The organism is Pseudomonas cannabina (genome assembly GCF_900100365.1).
In the GTDB taxonomy this organism is placed as follows: Bacteria; Pseudomonadota; Gammaproteobacteria; order Pseudomonadales; family Pseudomonadaceae; genus Aquipseudomonas; species Aquipseudomonas cannabina.
The window spans coordinates 1260986-1281917 of record NZ_FNKU01000001.1 but is presented as its reverse complement, the minus strand read 5'-3'; the positions used below and the strand labels follow the sequence as shown (position 1 = coordinate 1281917).

At 58.9% G+C, this 20932-nt stretch carries 18 protein-coding genes; all 18 read left to right on the top strand.

Annotated elements, in window-relative coordinates; all coding sequences use genetic code 11:
* The first annotated feature begins 54 nt into the window (after positions 1 to 54).
* Complete coding sequence (locus BLT55_RS06060; RefSeq protein ID WP_007249129.1) at positions 55 to 1221, top strand: ribosomal protein uL16 3-hydroxylase; 1167 nt, start codon at positions 55 to 57, stop codon at positions 1219 to 1221.
* On the top strand, positions 1214 to 1636 hold the full coding sequence (locus tag BLT55_RS06055; RefSeq protein WP_055000845.1) for a GNAT family N-acetyltransferase: 423 nt from the start codon (positions 1214 to 1216) through the stop codon (positions 1634 to 1636). Before BLT55_RS06060 ends, BLT55_RS06055 begins: the two co-directional genes overlap by 8 nt.
* 166 nt (positions 1637 to 1802) lie before the next feature.
* Positions 1803 to 3043, top strand: a protein-coding gene (locus BLT55_RS06045; RefSeq protein WP_244158994.1) for an IS3 family transposase whose coding sequence is annotated in 2 segments (ribosomal slippage) — positions 1803 to 2154 and positions 2154 to 3043 — 1242 coding nt in all. Because the reading frame shifts where the segments join, the coding sequence is not laid out codon by codon here.
* A gap of 91 nt (positions 3044 to 3134) precedes the next feature.
* Complete coding sequence (locus BLT55_RS06040) at positions 3135 to 3872, top strand: secretin N-terminal domain-containing protein (protein WP_174518598.1); 738 nt, start codon at positions 3135 to 3137, stop codon at positions 3870 to 3872.
* Between the two features lie 277 nt (positions 3873 to 4149).
* Positions 4150 to 5475 (top strand): isocitrate lyase, encoded by a 1326-nt coding sequence (gene aceA, locus BLT55_RS06035; protein ID WP_054998761.1) that lies wholly within the window; start codon positions 4150 to 4152, stop codon positions 5473 to 5475.
* A 458-nt stretch (positions 5476 to 5933) separates the two neighbouring features.
* The gene (locus BLT55_RS06030; RefSeq protein ID WP_002554011.1) at positions 5934 to 6347 is read left to right on the top strand and encodes an NADH-quinone oxidoreductase subunit A; all 414 of its coding nucleotides are present in this window, start codon (positions 5934 to 5936) and stop codon (positions 6345 to 6347) included.
* A gap of 10 nt (positions 6348 to 6357) precedes the next feature.
* A complete protein-coding gene (locus BLT55_RS06025; protein WP_004884656.1) occupies positions 6358 to 7032 on the top strand; it encodes a NuoB/complex I 20 kDa subunit family protein in 675 nt (224 codons plus the stop codon).
* A gap of 74 nt (positions 7033 to 7106) precedes the next feature.
* On the top strand, positions 7107 to 8888 hold the full coding sequence (gene nuoC / locus BLT55_RS06020; protein ID WP_054998760.1) for an NADH-quinone oxidoreductase subunit C/D: 1782 nt from the start codon (positions 7107 to 7109) through the stop codon (positions 8886 to 8888).
* Between the two features lie 2 nt (positions 8889 to 8890).
* A complete protein-coding gene (gene nuoE / locus BLT55_RS06015) occupies positions 8891 to 9388 on the top strand; it encodes an NADH-quinone oxidoreductase subunit NuoE (RefSeq protein WP_007249124.1) in 498 nt (165 codons plus the stop codon).
* Positions 9385 to 10743, top strand: coding sequence for an NADH-quinone oxidoreductase subunit NuoF (gene nuoF, locus BLT55_RS06010; RefSeq protein ID WP_054998759.1), 1359 nt, complete (start codon positions 9385 to 9387; stop codon positions 10741 to 10743). The genes nuoE and nuoF overlap by 4 nt, the downstream gene beginning before the upstream one ends.
* Before the next feature lie 121 nt (positions 10744 to 10864).
* Complete coding sequence (gene nuoG, locus BLT55_RS06005; protein WP_054998758.1) at positions 10865 to 13582, top strand: NADH-quinone oxidoreductase subunit NuoG; 2718 nt, start codon at positions 10865 to 10867, stop codon at positions 13580 to 13582.
* Positions 13579 to 14586, top strand: a complete 1008-nt coding sequence (gene nuoH / locus BLT55_RS06000; RefSeq protein WP_054998757.1) for an NADH-quinone oxidoreductase subunit NuoH — start codon at positions 13579 to 13581, stop codon at positions 14584 to 14586. Before nuoG ends, nuoH begins: the two co-directional genes overlap by 4 nt.
* Positions 14587 to 14597: 11 nt before the next feature.
* Positions 14598 to 15146 carry an NADH-quinone oxidoreductase subunit NuoI gene (gene nuoI, locus BLT55_RS05995; RefSeq protein ID WP_054998756.1) on the top strand — a complete coding sequence of 183 codons (549 nt, stop codon included), beginning with the start codon at positions 14598 to 14600 and terminating at the stop codon, positions 15144 to 15146.
* A 10-nt stretch (positions 15147 to 15156) separates the two neighbouring features.
* A complete protein-coding gene (nuoJ, locus tag BLT55_RS05990; RefSeq protein WP_054998755.1) occupies positions 15157 to 15666 on the top strand; it encodes an NADH-quinone oxidoreductase subunit J in 510 nt (169 codons plus the stop codon).
* Positions 15663 to 15971, top strand: coding sequence for an NADH-quinone oxidoreductase subunit NuoK (gene nuoK / locus BLT55_RS05985; RefSeq protein WP_003380111.1), 309 nt, complete (start codon positions 15663 to 15665; stop codon positions 15969 to 15971). Before nuoJ ends, nuoK begins: the two co-directional genes overlap by 4 nt.
* Entirely contained in the window at positions 15968 to 17821 is a 1854-nt protein-coding gene (gene nuoL / locus BLT55_RS05980; RefSeq protein WP_054998754.1) for an NADH-quinone oxidoreductase subunit L, read from the top strand. The genes nuoK and nuoL overlap by 4 nt, the downstream gene beginning before the upstream one ends.
* Before the next feature lie 39 nt (positions 17822 to 17860).
* Positions 17861 to 19393 carry an NADH-quinone oxidoreductase subunit M gene (nuoM, locus tag BLT55_RS05975; protein WP_054998753.1) on the top strand — a complete coding sequence of 511 codons (1533 nt, stop codon included), beginning with the start codon at positions 17861 to 17863 and terminating at the stop codon, positions 19391 to 19393.
* A 7-nt stretch (positions 19394 to 19400) separates the two neighbouring features.
* On the top strand, positions 19401 to 20870 hold the full coding sequence (nuoN, locus tag BLT55_RS05970) for an NADH-quinone oxidoreductase subunit NuoN (RefSeq protein WP_054085184.1): 1470 nt from the start codon (positions 19401 to 19403) through the stop codon (positions 20868 to 20870).
* Positions 20871 to 20932 lie beyond the last annotated feature (62 nt).

Sequence of the window (20932 nt, the reverse complement as noted above, 5' to 3'; positions counted from 1 at the left end):
AAAATATTGCACACGCCCGGCTGTGCCGGGCGTTTTCATTTCAAGGGCTTACACATGAATCCTGATATTCCTCTTCAACTTTTGGGCGGCATCAGCGCGCGCGTTTTCATGCGCGACTACTGGCAGAAAAAACCGCTGCTGATCCGTCAGGCACTGCCAGACTTCCAAAGCCCGATCGATGCCGACGAGCTGGCTGGTCTGGCCCTTGAAGAAGAAGTCGAGTCGCGCCTGGTCATCGAGAACGGCGAGCGCCCATGGGAATTGCGTCGCGGCCCATTCGCCGAAGACGAGTTCAGCAAACTGCCTGAACGTGACTGGACCCTGCTGGTGCAGGCGGTCGACCAGTTCGTCCCGGAAGTCAGCGAGCTGCTGGAAAACTTCCGTTTTCTGCCGAGCTGGCGCATTGACGATGTGATGATCAGCTACGCAGCACCGGGCGGCAGCGTCGGCCCGCATTTCGACAACTATGACGTATTCCTGCTTCAGGGCCATGGCAAACGTCACTGGCAGATCGGCCAGATGTGCGACGCCGAGAGCCCGCTGCTGGAGCACGCCGATCTGCGCATTCTCGCCGAGTTTGAAAAGACTGAGGAATGGACGCTGGAGCCGGGTGACATGCTCTACCTGCCGCCGCGACTGGCTCACTGCGGCGTTGCCGTGGATGACTGCCTGACCTACTCGGTCGGCTTCCGCGCCCCCGGTGCGGCTGAAGTGCTCACTCATTTCACCGACTTCCTCGCCCAGTTCATTACCGATGAAGAGCGCTACACTGATGCCGACGCGCAACCGGCCAGCGATCCTCATCAGATCCAGCGCGACGCGCTTGATCGCCTCAAGGCCCTGCTCGCAGAGCACATGAGCGACGAGCGCCTGCTGCTGACCTGGTTCGGCCAGTTCATGACCGAACCGCGCTACCCGGAACTGGTCACCGGGCCGGAGCTGGCTGAAGAGGAACTGCTCGACAGCCTCGAACAGGGCGCCGTGCTGATTCGCAACCCGGCAGCCCGCCTGGCCTGGTCTGAAGTCGACGACGATCTGCTACTGTTTGCCAGCGGCCAGAGCCGCCTGTTGCCCGGCAGCCTGCGTGAACTGCTCAAAATGATCTGTGCAGCTGATGCGCTGCACAGTGAAAACCTCGGTCAATGGTTGGCCGATGATGAGGGTCGCAATCTGCTTTGCGAACTCGTAAAACAAGGAAGCCTGGGATTTGCCGATGAATAAAATCACTGTATCTGTCGCCCAATGGCAGAAGAACAACGCCGATATCCGGCGCATACGCGACTCAGTGTTCGTTGCCGAGCAGTCGGTGCCGCCGGAGCTGGAATGGGACGCCGATGACGCGGAGGCCGTGCATTTTCTGGCTTGGGAAGGCGACTATGCGGTAGGCACTGCGCGCCTGCTGGCAGACGGTGAAATCGGTCGGCTCTCGGTGCTCAAGGACTGGCGCGGCCTGAAGGTCGGCGAAGCGTTGCTCAGCGCAGTGATCGATGAAGCAGAGAAGCGTGGGCTCAAGCCGCTCAAGCTCAGTGCCCAGGTACAAGCCGTCGATTTCTACCAGCGTTTCGGCTTCATGGTCACTAGCAAAGAGTTTCTCGAAGCCGGTCTGCCTCATGTCGATATGCTTCGTCAGGTATGACCAACCTGATTATGTAGGCGCTTTCAGAAGCACTACATAATGGATGCCCTGCCCGTTGCAGGCTGGTATTGCTCATACCAGACTGCAAAAAGGCAGGGCTTTTTTCTGTCTGGTGTCCCGTCCTGAATAAGGTTTACACCTTCTGACCTTTCCTCAGGAGGACTCAATGAATTCGGGCAAAAGGCGCAGCCAGCGCGATTACACGCTAGCCTTTAAATTATCGGTCGTAGATCAGGTTGAAAAAGGCGAGTTGAGTTATAAAGAAGCCCAGCGACGCTATGGCATCCAAGGCCGGTCGACGGTGCTGGTCTGGTTACGAAAGCACGGTCGACAGGATTGGAGCCAAGGCGCATCAATTCGAGAGCCGAGGAACAGGTCCATGACCGAGCCAACACTCCCGCCGACACCTGAGCAGCGGATTAAAGAGCTTGAAGAACAGCTGGTGCTGAGCAATCAGAAGGCCCAGTTCTTTGAAGCTGTCGTGAACGTCTTGAAAAATGACTACGGTGTTTCCATCGTAAAAAAGCGACCCGGCAAGTCCTCTCGCAAGGGCAAATCCAAGACCTGAGCATTACCAGGGCTTGCCTGTTCATGGGTATTTCGCGTCAAGCGTATTACAAGCGTAATCGCGCTTTTGACGCGAAGGTCCGCCAAGACCAAGAGGTGGTGGACTTCGTCCTGGAAAAGCGGCGTCGCCAGCCCAGGCTGGGAACGCGCAAGCTGCACTACTTGATGAGCGTCGAAGCTCCTGCGTCGTTGTGCGTGGGTAGAGACCGTCTGTTTACCATCCTTCGTGATGCGCGCGAGCTGGTTCCGCGCAAACGGGCTTATCACAAGACCACTCATAGTCATCATCGCTTTCGCCGCCACCCCAACCTGCTCAAAGCAGGTCCTGAACAAGTCGTGGCCAATGGACCCGAACAGGTCTGGGTTGCAGACATCACCTATCTGCCTACACAGGAAAGCGTGGCCTATGTGAGCCTTGTGACAGATGCGTACTCACGCAAGATCGTTGGTCATCATGTGCATGAAAGCCTGCATACCCAGTCGGTGATAAAGGCACTGGAAAAAGCGGTAGGAGAGCGAAAAACCGATCAGATGCTGATTCATCATTCAGATCGCGGTGCCCAGTACTGTTCCGACCTCTATCAGCGGCTGCATACCAGGCATGAAATCCGGTGCTCGATGACTGATGGTTATGACTGTTACCAGAACGCTATGGCCGAGCGAATAAACGGAATTTTGAAGACCGAGTTTCTACTCCGTCGGCCTAAAGACTTGGCAGATGCAGTGAAAATGGTGGATGAATCGGTGCAGATCTACAATGGGGAGCGACCACACTTATCCCTGAAATACAAAACGCCCGATGCGGTGCATCGGGCGTTTTTGAGCGTGAAACAGGTGTAAACCTATTTCAGGACTAGACATGGCTGTTCAGCTTGCGTTCCCAACGGCCGACACAGTGGCACACTCATGCCTTAGGCGCCCCTCGCGGAGAATGAACATGGCATTACGCATTCTGCTTACCTCACTGCTTATCGCCTTTAGCGCCAGCGCACTGGCGGCAACCGAGGTAGTCCCGCTCAATTACCGCACCAGCGCAGACCTGCTGCCGGTCGCCAAGTCGTTTATCGGCGCTGACGGAACGGTCAGTGCGTATGGCAACCAGCTGATCATTAATGCCGAATCGCACAAAATCGAAGAACTTCGTGCCCTTATCGCGCAATTGGACACCGCGCCAAAGCGTCTGCTGATCAGCGTCGATACCAGTGACACCGCCACCCGCAGTAGCAACGGCTCGCAGGTCATTGAATACGGCACTGCCAGCCGTGAGGGTGGCGTGCAACAGATACAGACCAGCGAAGGCACACCAGCACTGATCCAGGTCGGCCAGAGCGTTCCGCTGACCTCCTCGTCGACCGACTCCTACGGCTACTCGCAGAACAACACTGAATACCGCAACGTGACTCAAGGCTTTTACGTCACCGCGAGTGTGACGGGCGATACCGTTCACCTGAGCATCAGCACCAACCATGACCGCATGAGCCAGGAACGGCCTGACGCCATCAAGGTGCAAAGTACCGATAGCCAGGTCAGCGGGAGACTGGGCGAATGGATCACGCTGGCGAGCAACAGCGATCAGTCTGTGGCCGATCAGAGGGGCATCGCGCAACGCTACTCGACCCAGGGTCGTAACGACATGGTTTTACGGGTCAAGGTCGAAACACTGGAATAACGCGGGCTGGCGTGAAAGCCAGCACCTGCGGGACTTTTAGTGACTGTCCAGTCTGATTTTCCAGATATGTAGTGAATTTAAAAAAGCACTACAAAACAATTGACGCCCTTCCGGACCCCGAGGCATGATCGCCTCGCTCCCGCTGTTCAGAGGCTGCGTGACACGCCTTTGAATCGACGCTTTTTCTGCACAGCGAGCAGCCATGCACAGTGCCGTTACATAGGGCATTTTGGCGGAGCAGGACTTTCATCGAGACCTACTTCCTGGGGTTTATAAAATGGCACTGACACGCGAACAACAAATAGCGGCTCTGGAAAAAGACTGGGCTGAAAATCCGCGCTGGAAAAACGTCACCCGTACTTATTCCGCAGCTGATGTGGTCCGCCTGCGTGGCTCGGTTCAACCCGAACAAACCTTCGCAAGGCTGGGTGCCGACAAGCTGTGGGACCTGGTGACCCAAGGTGCCAAACCTTCTTTTCGCCCGGACAAGGATTTCGTCAACTGCATGGGCGCGTTGACGGGCGGTCAGGCCGTTCAGCAGGTGAAAGCCGGGATTCAGGCCATCTACCTGTCCGGCTGGCAGGTCGCCGCCGACAACAACTCCGCCGAGTCGATGTATCCGGATCAGTCGCTGTACCCGGTGGATTCAGTGCCCACGGTGGTCAAGCGCATCAATAACTCGTTCCGCCGCGCCGATCAGATCCAGTGGAAAGCGGGTAAAACACCGGGCGACGAAGGCTATATCGACTACTTCGCGCCCATTGTGGCCGACGCGGAAGCAGGTTTCGGTGGCGTGCTCAATGCCTATGAGCTGATGAAAAGCATGATCGAAGCGGGCGCGGCGGGTGTGCACTTCGAGGATCAGCTGGCGTCAGTAAAGAAATGCGGCCACATGGGCGGCAAGGTATTGGTGCCGACTCAGGAAGCGGTACAGAAGCTGGTGGCGGCACGCCTGGCGGCAGACGTTGCCGGTGTGCCAACGATCATTCTGGCGCGCACCGATGCCAACGCCGCCGATCTGCTGACGTCTGACTGCGACTCCTACGACAAACCGTTCGTCACCGGCCAGCGCACTCACGAAGGGTTCTATAAGGTCCGCGCCGGTCTGGATCAGGCCATTTCACGCGGTCTGGCCTACGCGCCCTACGCTGATCTGATCTGGTGCGAAACCGCGAAGCCGGACCTGGACGAGGCACGCCGCTTTGCCGAGGCGATCAAGAAGGAGTACCCGGATCAGTTGCTGTCGTATAACTGCTCCCCTTCTTTCAACTGGAAGAAAAATCTGGACGACGCGACCATCGCCAAATTCCAGCGCGAGCTCTCGGCCATGGGATACAAACATCAGTTCATCACCCTCGCGGGCATCCACAACATGTGGCACAGCATGTTCAACCTGGCGCACGACTACGCTCGCAACGACATGACCGCTTACGTCAAACTGCAGGAGCAGGAGTTCGCCGACGCAGCCAAGGGCTACACGTTCGTTGCTCACCAACAGGAGGTGGGGACTGGCTACTTCGATGACATGACCACAGTGATTCAGGGCGGTGTGTCTTCAGTCACTGCACTGACCGGATCGACAGAGGAAGAGCAGTTTCACTAAATCGCCTCGCACTGTGCAAAACAAGACCGTCCGTAAGGGCGGTCTTTTTTTGTGTCGGATTTTGCCTGTATTGATCCTGGACAAATGGCAACACCGCTAAAAGTGTTACAAAGCGTCCTTTGATAGAGGCCATGAGCCTTAACTAGCCCTTTAATTACCGAGGCGACAAGTAGGAGAGCCTTTTAAATGATATCAATTATCATTCAAATTACCTTTCATTCCTTTTCGTCTCAACCGGATATAATTAAAGAAAACACCCGTAATGCCCGCCTGGCAGGCCTTGCAAGCGCTTCGGGGGCCTGTCCATGATTGATTGCGTGAATAAATTTGATGTAGAAAATTTACTTGCCAAGTGTTTGCACATAAAATCAATCCGTTGACCGCACTGCGACATTTCGTCACTGCCTCGACTCTTTATCAAGCACAGAGACCTTTGCTCTCTAACAAGGACTGCCAGCATGCCCGAATCGACAGGTCTGATTGCCCACAACTGGGGCTTCGCCATTTTCCTTTTGGGTGTAGTAGGCCTTTGCGCCTTCATGCTCGGCCTCTCCAGCCTGCTCGGGAGCAAGGCGTGGGGCCGCAGCAAGAACGAACCGTTCGAGTCCGGCATGCTACCCACCGGCAGTGCGCGCCTGCGGCTCTCCGCAAAATTCTATCTGGTCGCGATGCTTTTCGTGATCTTTGACATCGAAGCCCTCTTTCTCTTTGCCTGGTCTGTGTCCGTCCGCGAAAGCGGCTGGACCGGATTCGTCGAAGCTCTCGTTTTCATAGCAATTCTGTTGGCAGGTCTTGTCTACCTATGGCGGGTTGGAGCACTTGACTGGGCTCCTGAAGGTCGCCGTAATCGGCAAGCGAAGCTGAAACAATGAGGCTTTGGCGATGCAATATAATCTCACCAGGATCGACCCGGATGCTCCTAACGAGCAGTACCCCATCGGCAAGCGGGAAACCGTTTCCGATCCGTTAGAAGATCAAGTCCACAAAAACATTTTCATGGGCAAGCTCGAAGACGTGCTGAATGGCGCGGTCAACTGGGGACGCAAGAACTCCCTGTGGCCGTACAATTTCGGCTTGTCCTGCTGCTACGTGGAAATGACCACTGCCTTCACGGCCCCCCACGACATCGCCCGCTTCGGCGCCGAGGTTATCCGTGCATCGCCGCGTCAGGCGGATTTCATGGTAATCGCCGGTACGCCGTTCCTGAAGATGGCCCCGATCATTCAGCGTCTGTACGAACAGATGCTCGAACCGAAGTGGGTCATTTCGATGGGCGCCTGTGCCAACTCCGGTGGCATGTACGACATCTACTCCGTTGTTCAGGGCGTGGATAAATTCCTCCCTGTGGATGTTTACGTGCCCGGCTGCCCGCCCCGCCCCGAAGCTTTCCTGCAAGGCCTGATGCTGCTGCAGGAATCCATCGGACAGGAGCGTCGCCCGCTTTCCTGGGTCGTCGGTGATCAAGGCGTGTATCGCGCCGACATGCCGTCGCAAAAGGAACAGCGTCGTGAACAGCGTATCCAGGTCACCAACCTGCGCAGCCCCGACGAAGTCTGATCCAGCCCGTTCTTCTTATAAAAAAGACAGGAACCGGGGTTGATTCTGTACGTTGACCGAAGTGATTGAGACCTATGACTGCAGACAACGCTCTGTACATCCCGCCTTACAAGGCTGACGACCAAGATGTCGTCGTTGAACTGAACAACCGTTTTGGTGCCGAGGCCTTTACAGCCCAGTCGACTCGCACCGGCATGCCAGTGCTGTGGGTTGACCGCGCCAGACTGGTTGAAATCCTGACGTTCCTGCGTCAGCTGCCCAAGCCGTATTCGATGCTCTATGACTTGCATGGCGTCGACGAGCGCCTGCGCACCCATCGCCGCGATCTGCCGGCCGCCGACTTCACCGTGTTCTACCACCTGCTGTCGGTAGAACGTAACAGCGACGTGATGATCAAGGTAGCGCTGTCCGAACGTGACCTGAGCGTACCGACCATTACCGGTATCTGGCCCAATGCCAACTGGTACGAACGTGAAGTGTGGGACATGTTCGGGATCGACTTCCCGGGCCACCCGCACCTGACCCGGATCATGATGCCGCCGACCTGGGAAGGTCACCCGTTGCGCAAGGACTTCCCTGCCCGTGCGACAGAGTTCGACCCGTACAGCCTGACCCTTGCCAAACAGCAACTGGAAGAAGAAGCCGCGCGCTTCGATCCGGAAGCGTGGGGCATGAAGCGTTCCGGCAAGAACGAGGACTACATGTTCCTCAACCTGGGTCCGAACCACCCTTCGGCCCACGGTGCGTTCCGCATCATTCTGCAACTGGACGGCGAAGAAATCGTCGATTGCGTTCCGGACATCGGCTACCACCACCGCGGTGCCGAGAAAATGGGCGAGCGCCAGTCGTGGCACAGTTACATTCCCTACACCGACCGCATCGATTACCTCGGCGGGGTGATGAACAACCTGCCGTATGTGCTTTCGGTAGAGAAGCTGGCGGGCATTACCGTGCCGGATCGCGTCAACGTGATTCGCATCATGATGGCCGAGTTCTTCCGCATCACCAGCCACCTGCTGTTTCTGGGGACGTACATCCAGGACGTGGGCGCCATGACACCGGTGTTCTTCACCTTCACTGACCGTCAGAAAGCCTACACCGTGATCGAAGCCATTACCGGCTTCCGCCTGCACCCGGCCTGGTACCGCATCGGCGGCGTTGCCCACGACCTGCCACGCGGCTGGGAAAAACTGGTCAAGGATTTCGTCGACTGGCTGCCCAAGCGCCTCGACGAATACACCAAAGCCGCTTTGCAGAACAGTATCCTCAAAGGTCGTACCGTCGGCGTTGCCGCTTACAACACCAAAGAGGCGCTCGACTGGGGCGTTACCGGCCCGAGTCTGCGCGCTACCGGTCTGGATTTCGACCTGCGCAAGGCACGCCCGTACTCCGGCTACGAGAACTTCGAGTTCGAAGTCCCGCTGGCCGTGCACGGAGATGCCTATGACCGCTGCATGGTGCGTGTCGAAGAAATGCGCCAGAGCATCAAGATCATCGACCAGTGCATGCGCAACATGCCGGCCGGGCCGTACAAGGCGGATCACCCGCTGACGACGCCGCCGCCGAAAGAGCGCACCTTGCAGCACATCGAAACCCTGATCACGCACTTCCTGCAAGTCTCGTGGGGCCCGGTCATGCCAGCCAACGAAGCCTTCCAGATGATTGAAGCGACCAAGGGTATCAACAGCTATTACCTGACGAGCGACGGCGGCACCATGAGCTACCGTACCCGGATTCGCACCCCAAGCTTCCCGCATCTGCAGCAGATCCCTTCGGTGATCAAAGGCAGCATGGTCGCGGACTTGATCGCGTACCTGGGTAGTATCGATTTCGTTATGGCCGACGTGGACCGCTAAGCATGAACAGCCCGCTAATCCAGACAGACCGTTTCGCCCTGAGCGAAACAGAGCGCTCGGCCATCGAGCACGAGTTGCATCACTACGAGGACCCGCGCGCGGCGTCCATCGAGGCCCTGAAGATCGTTCAGAAGGAACGCGGCTGGGTGCCGGACGGCGCGATCTACGCCATTGGCGACATGCTGGGGATTCCTGCCAGCGATGTCGAAGGCGTGGCCACGTTCTACAGCCAGATTTTTCGTCAGCCGGTCGGCCGCCACATCATCCGCGTCTGCAACAGCATGGTGTGCTTCATCGGCGGCCACGAGAATGTCGTGGACGAGATCAAAAGCTCACTGGGTATCGGCCTGGGCCAGACCACAGCCGACGGACGCTTCACCTTGCTGCCGGTCTGCTGCCTCGGCAACTGCGACAAGGCGCCGGCCGTTATGGTCGACGATGACACTTTCGGCGACGTACAGCCTGCTGGCGTAGCCAAGATGCTGGAGGGTTACCTATGACCATTACGTCCTTCGGCCCTGCCAACCGCATTGCGCGCACGGCAGAAACTCACCCGCTGACCTGGCGTCTGCGCGACGACGGCGAACCGGTCTGGCTTGAAGAATATCAGGCCAAGGACGGTTACGCGGCCGCGCGCAAGGCACTCGCTCAGCAGACGCCTGACGATATCGTCCAGTCGGTCAAGGACTCCGGTCTCAAGGGGCGCGGCGGTGCGGGCTTCCCGACAGGCGTCAAATGGGGCCTGATGCCCAAAGACGAGTCCATGAACATCCGCTACCTGCTGTGCAACGCGGACGAAATGGAGCCCAACACCTGGAAAGACCGCATGCTGATGGAGCAACTACCCCATCTGCTGGTAGAGGGCATGCTGATCAGTGCCCGGGCGCTGAAAGCCTACCGCGGCTACATTTTCCTGCGCGGCGAATACGTCACCGCGGCCAGGCATCTGAACCGTGCAGTGGCTGAAGCCAAGGCTGCGGGTCTGCTGGGCAAGAACATTCTGGGCACCGGCTTCGATTTCGAGCTGTTCGTCCACACCGGTGCCGGTCGCTACATCTGTGGTGAAGAAACCGCGCTGATCAACTCACTGGAAGGCCGTCGCGCCAATCCACGCTCCAAGCCGCCCTTCCCTGCCGCAGTAGGCGTATGGGGCAAACCGACCTGCGTCAACAACGTCGAAACCCTGTGCAACGTGCCCGCCATCGTCAACAACGGTAACTACTGGTACAAGTCGCTGGCCCGCGAAGGCAGTGAAGACCACGGCACCAAATTGATGGGTTTCTCCGGCAAGGTGAAAAACCCTGGCCTGTGGGAGCTGCCGTTCGGTGTTCAGGCTCGCGAGCTGTTCGAAGACTACGCCGGTGGCATGCGCGACGGCTTCAAACTCAAGTGCTGGCAACCCGGCGGCGCCGGCACTGGCTTTCTGTTGCCGGAACACCTGGACGCGCAGATGTACGCAGGCGGCATCGCCAAGGTCGGCACCCGGATGGGCACCGGTCTGGCGATGGCAGTCGACGACTCAGTCAACATGGTTTCACTGCTGCGCAATATGGAAGAGTTCTTCGCTCAGGAGTCGTGCGGTTTCTGCACTCCGTGCCGCGACGGCCTGCCGTGGAGCGTGAAAATCCTGCGCGCCATCGAGAAAGGCCAGGGCCAGCCGGGTGATATAGAAACCCTGCAGGGTCTGGTCAACTTCCTCGGCCCTGGCAAGACCTTCTGCGCGCATGCCCCCGGTGCAGTGGAGCCACTGGGCAGCGCAATCAAGTATTTCCGCCCGGAATTCGAAGCAGGTATAGCGCCTTTCAGCGCTGACACGCTTGTCCCGGGTAAAAGTCCGACCATGGCCGGCGCATAATTGGCGGTTCGAACCGCCGACTGCGTACCTGCTGACGCCCTCACGGGTTGAACGATACGGGTACTACCGAGATTCCATTAGCCACGCCCGCTGACAACGGGCCAACGAAGACCTTTGAACCATGGCTACTATTCACGTAGACGGCAAAGCGCTCGAAGTCGATGGTGCAGACAACCTGTTACAGGCATGTCTGTCGCTGGGCCTCGACATCCCTTATTTCTGCTGGCATCCCGCCCTTGGCAGCGTTGGCGCCTGTCGCCAGTGCGCGGTCAAGCAGTACACCGACGAAAACGACACCCGTGGTCGTATCGTCATGTCCTGCATGACGCCAGCCACCGACAACACCTGGATTTCCATCGAAGACGATGAATCCAAGGCCTTCCGTGCCAGTGTCGTCGAATGGCTGATGACCAACCACCCGCACGACTGCCCGGTCTGCGAAGAAGGCGGTCATTGCCACCTGCAAGACATGACGGTGATGACCGGCCACAATGAGCGCCGTTATCGTTTCACCAAGCGCACCCACCAGAATCAGGAGCTGGGGCCATTCATCGCACACGAGATGAACCGCTGCATCGCCTGTTATCGCTGTGTACGCTTCTATAAAGACTACGCGGGCGGCACCGACCTGGGCGTTTACGGCGCACATGACAACGTATACTTCGGCCGCGTTGAAGACGGCACACTGGAAAGCGAGTTTTCCGGCAACCTCACCGAGGTCTGCCCGACCGGTGTGTTCACCGACAAAACCCACTCCGAGCGCTACAACCGCAAGTGGGACATGCAGTTCTCGCCAAGCATCTGTCACGGTTGCTCCAGCGGCTGCAACATCAGCCCGGGCGAGCGTTACGGTGAGCTGCGCCGCATCGAAAACCGCTACAACGGTTCGGTCAACCAGTACTTCCTCTGCGACCGGGGCCGCTTCGGTTACGGCTATGTCAACCGCACTGACCGTCCACGTCAGCCATTACTGGCTGCGGGCCAGGTCAAACTGAGCCTTGACGAAGCGCTGGACAAGGCCGCAGACCTGCTGCGCGGGCGCAATATTGTTGGTATCGGCTCGCCTCGCGCCAGCTTGGAAAGCAACTACGCGCTGCGTGAACTGGTCGGTGCCGAGCATTTCTACAGCGGCATCGAAGCCGGTGAGCTGGAGCGCGTGCGCCTGATCCTCAAGGTTCTGAACGACAGCCCGCTGCCGATCCCGACCCTGCGCGACATCGAAGATCACGACGCCATTTTCGTGCTCGGCGAAGACTTGACCCAGACCGCGGCGCGTATGGCCCTCGGCCTGCGTCAGGCCGTCAAGGGCAAGGCAGAAGACATGGCCGCAGCGATGAAAGTCCAGCCATGGCTCGATGCGGCGGTGAAGAACATCGGCCAGCACGAGCTGAATCCGCTGTTCATCGCCAGCCTGGCTGAGACCCGGCTGGATGACATCGCAGAAGAATGCGTCCACGCCGCACCGGATGACCTCGCGCGCATCGGCTTCGCGGTTGCCCACGCACTGGATGCCAGCGCACCGGCCGTCGAAGGTCTGGACAGCGAAGCGCTGGAACTGGCGCAACGTATCGCAGACGCCCTGCTCGCGGCCAAGCGTCCGCTGATCATTTCCGGCAGCTCGCTGGGTTCGACAGCGCTGATCGAAGCGGCGGCCAACATTGCCAAGGCGCTCAAACTGCGCGACAAACAGGGTTCCATCAGCCTGATCGTGCCGGAAGCCAACAGCATGGGGCTGGCGATGTTCGGTGGCGAGTCTGTCGATGCTGCCTTGGACGCCGTGATCTCCGGTCGGGCCGACGCCATCGTTGTGCTGGAAAACGATCTGTATCGACGGGTTGACGCTAAAATCGTCGATGCCGCACTAAGCGCGGCGAAAGTCGTGATCGTTGCGGATCACCAGAAAACGCCCACTGTTGATCGGGCGCATCTGGTTTTGCCGGCCGCCAGCTTCGCTGAAGGCGATGGCACGCTGGTCAGTCAGGAAGGTCGCGCCCAGCGTTTCTTCCAAGTGTTCGATCCCACTTATCTGGACCCGGGCATTCTCGTTCACGAAGGCTGGCGCTGGATGCATGCCTTACGCGCCACGCTGCTGAATCAGCCGGTGGACTGGACGCAACTCGATCACGTGACCGAAGCCTGCGCCAGCAGCTCTGCGCAACTGGCCGGAATCGTCAATGCAGCGCCGTCTGCCTCGTTCCGTATCAAAGGCTTGAAGTTGGCGCGTGAGCCGCTGCGTTACAGCGGCCGGACGTCGATGCGCGCCAACATCAGCGTGCACGAGCCGCGTATTCCGCAAGACAAAGACACCGCCTTCGCGTTTTCCATGGAAGGCTATTCGGGTTCTGCAGAACCGCGCCAGCAGGTGCCATTCGCCTGGTCTCCGGGCTGGAACTCGCCACAAGCCTGGAACAAGTTCCAGGACGAAGTCGGTGGTCATTTGCGTGCTGGCGATCCCGGAACACGCCTGATCGAAAGCCAGGGTGATGGTCTGTCATGGTTCTCCAGCGTTCCACGTGCCTTCTCTCCAGAGCGCGGCACCTGGCAGGTCGTGCCGTTCTTCCACCTGTTCGGCAGCGATGAAACCTCGTCACTGGCCGCGCCGGTTCAGGAACGCATTCCGCAGCCTTACGTTGCGCTGGCCAAATCCGAAGCCGACCGGCTGGGCGTCAATGAAGGTGCCCTGCTCTCGCTGAGCGTTGCGGGCCAGTCGCTGACACTGCCGCTGCGTATCAACGAAGAACTCGGTGCAGGTCTGGCGGCGTTGCCTGCCGGGCTTGCGGGCATTCCTCCCGCGATATTCGGCAAATCCGTTGACGGTCTGCAGGAGGCAGCGCAATGACCTGGTTCACACCTGATGTGATTGACGCGATCATTGCGGTGGTCAAGGCAATCGTTGTGCTGCTCGCCGTGGTGGTCTGCGGCGCATTGCTGAGTTTCGTGGAGCGTCGTCTGCTGGGCTGGTGGCAGGACCGTTATGGTCCGAACCGCGTAGGCCCGTTCGGCATATTCCAGATCGCCGCCGACATGCTGAAAATGTTCTTCAAGGAAGACTGGACGCCGCCGTTTGCCGACAAGGTGATTTTCACCCTGGCACCGGTCGTGGCCATGAGCGCGTTGCTGATCGCATTCGCCGTCATCCCGATCACCCCGACCTGGGGCGTGGCGGACCTGAACATCGGCCTGCTGTTCTTCTTCGCAATGGCCGGTCTGTCGGTGTATGCCGTGCTGTTCGCTGGCTGGTCGAGCAACAACAAGTTCGCCCTGTTGGGCAGCCTGCGTGCCTCGGCACAGACCGTGTCCTATGAAGTGTTCATGGGGCTGGCGCTGATGGGCATCGTGGTTCAGGTCGGTTCGTTCAACATGCGCGACATCGTTGAATATCAGGCGCAGAACCTGTGGTTCATCATTCCGCAGTTCTTCGGCTTCTGTACGTTCTTCATCGCAGGCGTGGCCGTGACTCACCGTCACCCGTTCGACCAACCGGAAGCCGAGCAGGAACTGGCTGACGGCTACCACATTGAATATGCCGGCATGAAATGGGGCATGTTCTTCGTCGGTGAATACATCGGGATCATCCTGATCTCGGCGCTGCTGGTCACGCTGTTCTTTGGTGGCTGGCACGGTCCGTTCGATATTCTGCCGTCGCTTGCGTTCTTCTGGTTCGCCTTGAAAACCGCGTTCTTCATCATGCTGTTCATCTTGCTGCGCGCTTCCATTCCGCGCCCGCGCTATGACCAGGTCATGGATTTCAGCTGGAAGTTCTGTCTGCCGCTGACCCTGATCAATTTGCTGGTGACTGCTGCGATTGTGTTGTTGAACACACCGGCAGGCTCGGTTCAGTGAGGATTTGACCCATGTTCAAATATATTGGCGACATCGTTAAGGGTACTGGTACCCAGTTGCGCAGCATGGTGATGGTATTCGGTCACGGCTTCCGCAAACGCGACACCCTGCAATACCCCGAGGAGCAGGTCTATCTGCCACCGCGCTACCGCGGTCGTATCGTCCTGACCCGTGACCCTGACGGTGAAGAGCGCTGCGTGGCCTGCAACCTGTGCGCCGTGGCCTGTCCGGTCGGTTGCATTTCGTTGCAGAAGGCTGAAACGGAAGACGGACGCTGGTATCCGGACTTTTTCCGCATCAACTTTTCGCGCTGCATCTTCTGCGGCTTGTGCGAAGAAGCCTGCCCGACCACTGCGATCCAGCTCACGCCGGACTTCGAGATGGCCGATTTCAAGCGCCAGGATCTGGTCTACGAAAAGGAAGATCTGTTGATCTCCGGCCCCGGCAAGAACGCTGAATACAACTTCTATCGTGTTGCCGGTATGGCTATTGGCGGCAAGCCCAAGGGCGCTGCGCAGAATGAAGCCGAGCCGATCAACGTCAAGAGCTTGCTGCCTTAAGGAAGTAAAGATGGAATTCGCTTTCTATTTCGCATCCGGTATCGCTGTTGTGTCCACCCTCCGGGTGATCACCAACACGAATCCGGTGCATGCCCTGCTCTACCTGATCATTTCGCTGATCGCCGTCGCCATGACTTTTTTCAGCCTCGGCGCGCCGTTTGCCGGGGTGCTGGAAGTCATTGCTTACGCGGGCGCAATCATGGTCCTGTTCGTGTTTGTGGTGATGATGCTCAACCTCGGCCCGGCCTCGGTTCAGCAGGAGCGTGCCTGGCTCAAGCCTGGCATCTGGCTTGGCCCGGTCATTCTCGGCGCGCTGCTGCTCGCCGAGTTGCTGTACGTGCTGTTCGCCAACCCGACCGGCGCTGCCGTCGGTCACACCACGGTCGACGCCAAGGCGGTCGGCATCAGCCTGTTCGGGCCTTATCTGCTGGTGGTGGAACTCGCCTCGATGCTGCTGCTTGCCGCAGCCATCACGGCATTCCATCTGGGCCGCAACGAGGCCAAGGAGCCAAGCCAATGAATGCTATCCCTCTTGAACATGGTCTGGCCGTCGCCGGGGTCCTGTTCTGCCTGGGTCTGGTCGGCCTGATGGTGCGCCGCAACATTCTCTTTGTGTTGATGAGCCTGGAAATCATGATGAACGCGGCTGCGCTGGCGTTCGTAGTGGCCGGCAGTCGCTGGGCGCAACCGGATGGACAGGTGATGTTCATCCTGGTGATCAGCCTTGCGGCAGCCGAGGCCAGTATCGGCCTGGCGATCCTGATGCAACTGTATCGCCGCTTCCACACTCTCGATATCGATGCTGCCAGCGAGATGCGCGGATGAATCTTCTCTATCTGACTTTTGCATTCCCCCTCATCGGCTTTCTGTTGCTGTCGTTCTCTCGTGGACGCATTTCGGAAAACCTCGCGGCGCTGATCGGCGTCGGCTCCATCGGTCTGTCAGCCATCGTCACAGCGTGGGTCATATGGCAATTCAACGTTGCTCCGCCAGAGGGTGGTCATTACACCCAGGTGCTGTGGCGCTGGATGGATGTCGCCGGTTTCCAGCCCGATTTCGCGCTGTATCTGGACGGTCTGGCCGTCACGATGCTGGGCGTGGTGGTCGGCGTCGGCTTTCTGATCCACCTGTTCGCGTCCTGGTACATGCGCGGTGAAGCGGGTTATTCGCGCTTCTTCGCCTACACTAACCTGTTCATCGCCAGCATGCTGTTCCTGATTCTGGGCGACAACCTGCTGTTCATCTACTTCGGTTGGGAAGGCGTGGGCCTGTGCAGCTACCTGTTGATCGGTTTTTATTACAGCAACCGCAACAACGGCAACGCAGCGCTCAAAGCGTTTATCGTTACCCGTATCGGTGACGTGTTCATGGCCATCGGCATGTTCATCCTGTTCCAGCAACTGGGCACGCTCAACGTGCAGGAACTGCTGGTCAAGGCGCCGGAGCACTTCAAGGTCGGCGATTTCTGGATCGTGCTGGCAACGCTGATGCTGCTGGGTGGTGCTGTCGGTAAATCCGCGCAGTTGCCGCTGCAAACCTGGCTGGCAGACGCGATGGCCGGTCCTACTCCGGTTTCGGCACTGATCCACGCCGCCACCATGGTCACTGCGGGTGTCTACCTGATCGCGCGTACCCATGGTCTGTTCGTGCTGGCCCCGGACGTTCTGCATCTGGTCGGCATCGTGGGTGGCGTCACGCTGGTGCTGGCAGGTTTTGCAGCACTGGTACAGACCGACATCAAACGTATCCTCGCGTACTCGACCATGAGCCAGATCGGCTACATGTTTCTGGCGCTGGGCGTGGGTGCCTGGGACGGCGCGATCTTCCACCTGATGACCCACGCCTTCTTCAAGGCACTGCTGTTCCTTGCGTCCGGTGCGGTGATCGTTGCCTGCCATCACGAGCAGAACATCTTCAAGATGGGCGGCCTGTGGAAGAAACTGCCATTGGCCTATGCCAGCTTCATCGTCGGCGGTGCCGCACTGTCCGCTCTGCCGCTGCTGACGGCCGGCTTCTACTCCAAGGATGAAATCCTCTGGGAAGCGTTCGCTAGCGGCAACAACGCGTTGCTGTATGCCGGTCTGGTCGGCGCGTTCATGACGTCGCTGTACACCTTCCGCCTGATCTTCATCGCCTTTCACGGTGAAGCGAAGACCGAAGCACACGCGGGCCATGGCGTTGCTCACTGGCTGCCACTGTCGGTGCTGATCGTGCTGTCGACATTCATCGGCGCACTGATCACCCCGCCGCTGGCCGGTGTTCTGCCGCAAAGCGTGGGCCATGCCGGTGGCGAAGCCAAGCACAGCCTGGAAATCGCTTCGGGTGCCATTGCCCTGGCCGGTATCCTGCTGGCAGCGCTGCTGTTTCTCGGCAAGCGTCGCGTGGCAACGGCGATCGCCAACAGCGCTCCGGGTCGCTTCCTTTCAGCCTGGTGGTTCGCCGCCTGGGGCTTCGACTGGATCTACGACAAGCTGTTCGTCAAACCTTATCTGGCGATCAGCCATGTGCTGCGTAGCGATCCGTTCGACCGCACCATCGGCTTGATCCCACGTCTGGTCAAAGGCGGTCATGACACCATGAGCCGCACCGAGACCGGCCAGTTGCGTTGGTATGCTGCCTCGATTGCCATAGGTGCCGTTCTGGTACTCGGTGCCGTCGTTCTGGTTGCGGTCTGACATGAACCTTGCGAATTTGCGAAAGGAATTGAGCCCGTCATGATTCTGCCTTGGCTAATCCTGATCCCTTTTATCGGCGGCCTGCTGTGCTGGCTGGGTGAGCGCTTCGGCCCTACCCTGCCGCGCTGGATTGCGCTGCTGACAATGACCCTCGAACTGGTCCTCGGCCTCTGGCTGTGGGCAACCGGCAACTTCGGCTACGCGCCGATGCCGGGCGCCGATCCGACCTGGACCCTGGAATTCCACCACCCATGGATCACCCGCTTCGGCATCGACGTGCACTTGGCACTCGATGGCCTGTCGCTGCTGATGATTCTGCTGACCGGTCTGCTCGGCGTCTTGTCGGTGCTGTGCTCGTGGAAGGAAATCCAGCGCAAGGTGGGTTTCTTCCACCTTAACCTGATGTGGATTCTGGGCGGCGTCGTCGGCGTGTTCCTGGCCATCGACCTGTTCATGTTCTTCTTCTTCTGGGAGATGATGCTGGTGCCGATGTATTTCCTCATCGCGCTCTGGGGGCATAGCTCTTCGGACGGCAAGAAGACCCGGATCTATGCAGCGACCAAGTTCTTCATCTTCACTCAGGCCAGCGGTCTGATCATGCTGGTGGCGATCCTCGGTCTGGTGCTGGTGCACTTCAACCAGACCGGCGTGATTACCTTTGCCTACGCCGATCTGCTGAAGACCAAACTGGCGCCGGGTACCGAGTACATCCTGATGCTGGGCTTCTTCATCGCCTTCGCGGTGAAGCTGCCGGTGGTGCCGCTGCACTCCTGGCTGCCGGATGCGCATGCTCAGGCACCGACCGCCGGTTCCGTCGACCTCGCCGGTATTCTGCTGAAAACCGCTGCCTACGGCCTGCTGCGCTTCGCTCTGCCGCTGTTCCCGAATGCATCGGCCGAATTCGCGCCGATCGCGATGGGCCTGGGGCTGGTCGGTATCTTTTACGGCGCGTTCCTGGCGTTTGCCCAGACCGATATCAAACGCCTTATCGCGTTCTCCAGCGTGTCGCACATGGGCTTCGTGCTCATCGGTATCTACTCGGGCAGCCAGCAGGCACTGCAAGGCGTGCTGATCCAGATGATCGCGCACGGCCTGTCAGCCGCTGCACTGTTCATCCTCAGCGGCCAGTTGTACGAGCGCCTGCACACTCGGGACATGCGTGAAATGGGTGGACTGTGGTCGCGCATCGCTTACATTCCGGCAATCAGCCTGTTTTTCGCAGCAGCTTCTCTGGGTCTGCCGGGTACCGGCAACTTCGTCGGTGAGTTCCTGATTCTGCTGGGCAGTTTTGCCAGCGCACCCTGGATCACGGCAATTGCCACGTCCGGTCTGGTGTTTGGTTCTGTCTACTCGCTGATCATGATCCACCGCGCCTACTTCGGCCCGGCGAAATCCGACGAAGTTCTGAAAGGCATGGATGGACGGGAAATGATCATGGTGCTGGGCCTTGCCGTGTTGCTGGTCGTGCTCGGGGTTTTCCCGCAGCCGTTCCTCGACACTTCGGCAGCGACCATGCACGGCGTGCAGCAATGGCTAGGCACTGCCTTCACTAAACTCGCTTCGGCCCGGTAAGAGCGCTATGGACCTGACGATTCAACACTTTATTGCGCTTGCGCCACTGCTGATTACCAGCCTCACCGTTGTTGTGGTGATGCTGGCGATTGCATGGCGCCGCAATCACTCGCAAACGTTCCTGCTGTCGGTAGCAGGCCTCAACCTGGCACTGCTGTCGATTTACCCTGCACTGCAAGTTGCCCCGCTGGTGGTCACACCGCTGCTGCACATCGACAACTTCGCCTGCCTGTACATGGCGATCATTCTCGCCTCTACGCTGGCCTGCGTAACCATGGCACATGCCTATCTGGGTGATGGCAAGGCGGGTTATCCGGGTAACCGCGAAGAACTTTACCTGCTGATCCTGCTGGCCGCCGCCGGTGGCCTGGTGCTGGTCAGCGCGCAGCACCTGGCGGGTCTGTTCATCGGCCTAGAGTTGCTGTCGGTGCCGGTCTACGGTCTGGTGGCTTACGCCTTCTTCAACAAGCGTTCGCTGGAAGGCGGCATCAAGTACATGGTGCTGTCGGCAGCCGGTTCGGCATTTTTGCTGTTCGGCATGGCGCTGTTGTACGCAGAAGCCGGCTCGCTGAGTTTCGAAGGCATCGGCAAAGCCATTGCCGCTACCGGCCTGCCAAGCCCGATTGCCAGTCTGGGTCTGGGCATGATGGTGGTGGGGCTTGCCTTCAAGCTGTCGCTGGTGCCTTTTCACCTGTGGACGCCGGATGTCTATGAAGGCGCGCCTGCTCCTGTTGCAGCATTCCTGGCGACGGCGAGCAAGGTTGCAGTGTTTGCGGTGCTGGTACGACTCTTTCAGATCTCTCCGGCGGCAAGCAGCGGCGTGTTGCATGACGTACTGGCCGTGATTGCAGTGGCGTCGATCCTGGTCGGTAACCTGCTGGCGCTGACGCAGACCAATCTCAAGCGCCTGCTGGGCTACTCGTCCATTGCGCACTTCGGTTACCTGATGATCGCGCTGGTCGCGAGCAAGGGCATGGCGGTCGAGGCCATCGGTGTCTATCTGGCGACCTACGTTCTGACTTCGCTGGGCAGCTTTGGTGTGATCACCATGATGTCCTCGCCTTACAGCGGGCGTGATGCCGATGCGATGTTCGAATATCGCGGTCTGTTCTGGCGTCGTCCTTACCTGACAGCCGTCATGACCCTGATGATGCTGTCGCTGGCGGGTATTCCGCTGACCGCAGGCTTCATCGGCAAGTTCTACATCATGGCCACCGGCGTCGAGTCGCAGCTGTGGTGGCTGGTGGGTGCACTGGTTATCGGTAGCGCAATCGGCCTGTTCTATTACCTGCGGGTGATGGTCACCATGTACCTGGTCGACAACAAGATGCCGCGTCACGATGCAGCGATCAACTGGGCACAGCGCACTGGCGGCGTCATGCTGCTGGCCGTTGCGATCCTGACCTTCGTGCTGGGTGTTTACCCGCAACCGCTGCTGGACCTGGTGGTCAATGCCGGTTTGCACGTAGCAGGCTGATCATCCGGAAACAAAAAACCCTGCCTTCGAGCAGGGTTTTTTTTGGTGTTGAGATCACTCGG

Coding starts and splice junctions, on each gene's coding strand:
- BLT55_RS06025 (WP_004884656.1), top strand. CDS start 6,358: ATGCAATATAATCTCACCAGGATCGACCCGGATGCTCCTAACGAGCAG.
- nuoF (WP_054998759.1), top strand. CDS start 9,385: ATGACCATTACGTCCTTCGGCCCTGCCAACCGCATTGCGCGCACGGCA.
- BLT55_RS06060 (WP_007249129.1), top strand. CDS start 55: ATGAATCCTGATATTCCTCTTCAACTTTTGGGCGGCATCAGCGCGCGC.
- nuoJ (WP_054998755.1), top strand. CDS start 15,157: ATGGAATTCGCTTTCTATTTCGCATCCGGTATCGCTGTTGTGTCCACC.
- nuoH (WP_054998757.1), top strand. CDS start 13,579: ATGACCTGGTTCACACCTGATGTGATTGACGCGATCATTGCGGTGGTC.
- nuoE (WP_007249124.1), top strand. CDS start 8,891: ATGAACAGCCCGCTAATCCAGACAGACCGTTTCGCCCTGAGCGAAACA.
- BLT55_RS06030 (WP_002554011.1), top strand. CDS start 5,934: ATGCCCGAATCGACAGGTCTGATTGCCCACAACTGGGGCTTCGCCATT.
- nuoK (WP_003380111.1), top strand. CDS start 15,663: ATGAATGCTATCCCTCTTGAACATGGTCTGGCCGTCGCCGGGGTCCTG.
- nuoG (WP_054998758.1), top strand. CDS start 10,865: ATGGCTACTATTCACGTAGACGGCAAAGCGCTCGAAGTCGATGGTGCA.
- aceA (WP_054998761.1), top strand. CDS start 4,150: ATGGCACTGACACGCGAACAACAAATAGCGGCTCTGGAAAAAGACTGG.
- nuoM (WP_054998753.1), top strand. CDS start 17,861: ATGATTCTGCCTTGGCTAATCCTGATCCCTTTTATCGGCGGCCTGCTG.
- nuoI (WP_054998756.1), top strand. CDS start 14,598: ATGTTCAAATATATTGGCGACATCGTTAAGGGTACTGGTACCCAGTTG.
- BLT55_RS06055 (WP_055000845.1), top strand. CDS start 1,214: ATGAATAAAATCACTGTATCTGTCGCCCAATGGCAGAAGAACAACGCC.
- nuoL (WP_054998754.1), top strand. CDS start 15,968: ATGAATCTTCTCTATCTGACTTTTGCATTCCCCCTCATCGGCTTTCTG.
- nuoN (WP_054085184.1), top strand. CDS start 19,401: ATGGACCTGACGATTCAACACTTTATTGCGCTTGCGCCACTGCTGATT.
- BLT55_RS06040 (WP_174518598.1), top strand. CDS start 3,135: ATGAACATGGCATTACGCATTCTGCTTACCTCACTGCTTATCGCCTTT.
- nuoC (WP_054998760.1), top strand. CDS start 7,107: ATGACTGCAGACAACGCTCTGTACATCCCGCCTTACAAGGCTGACGAC.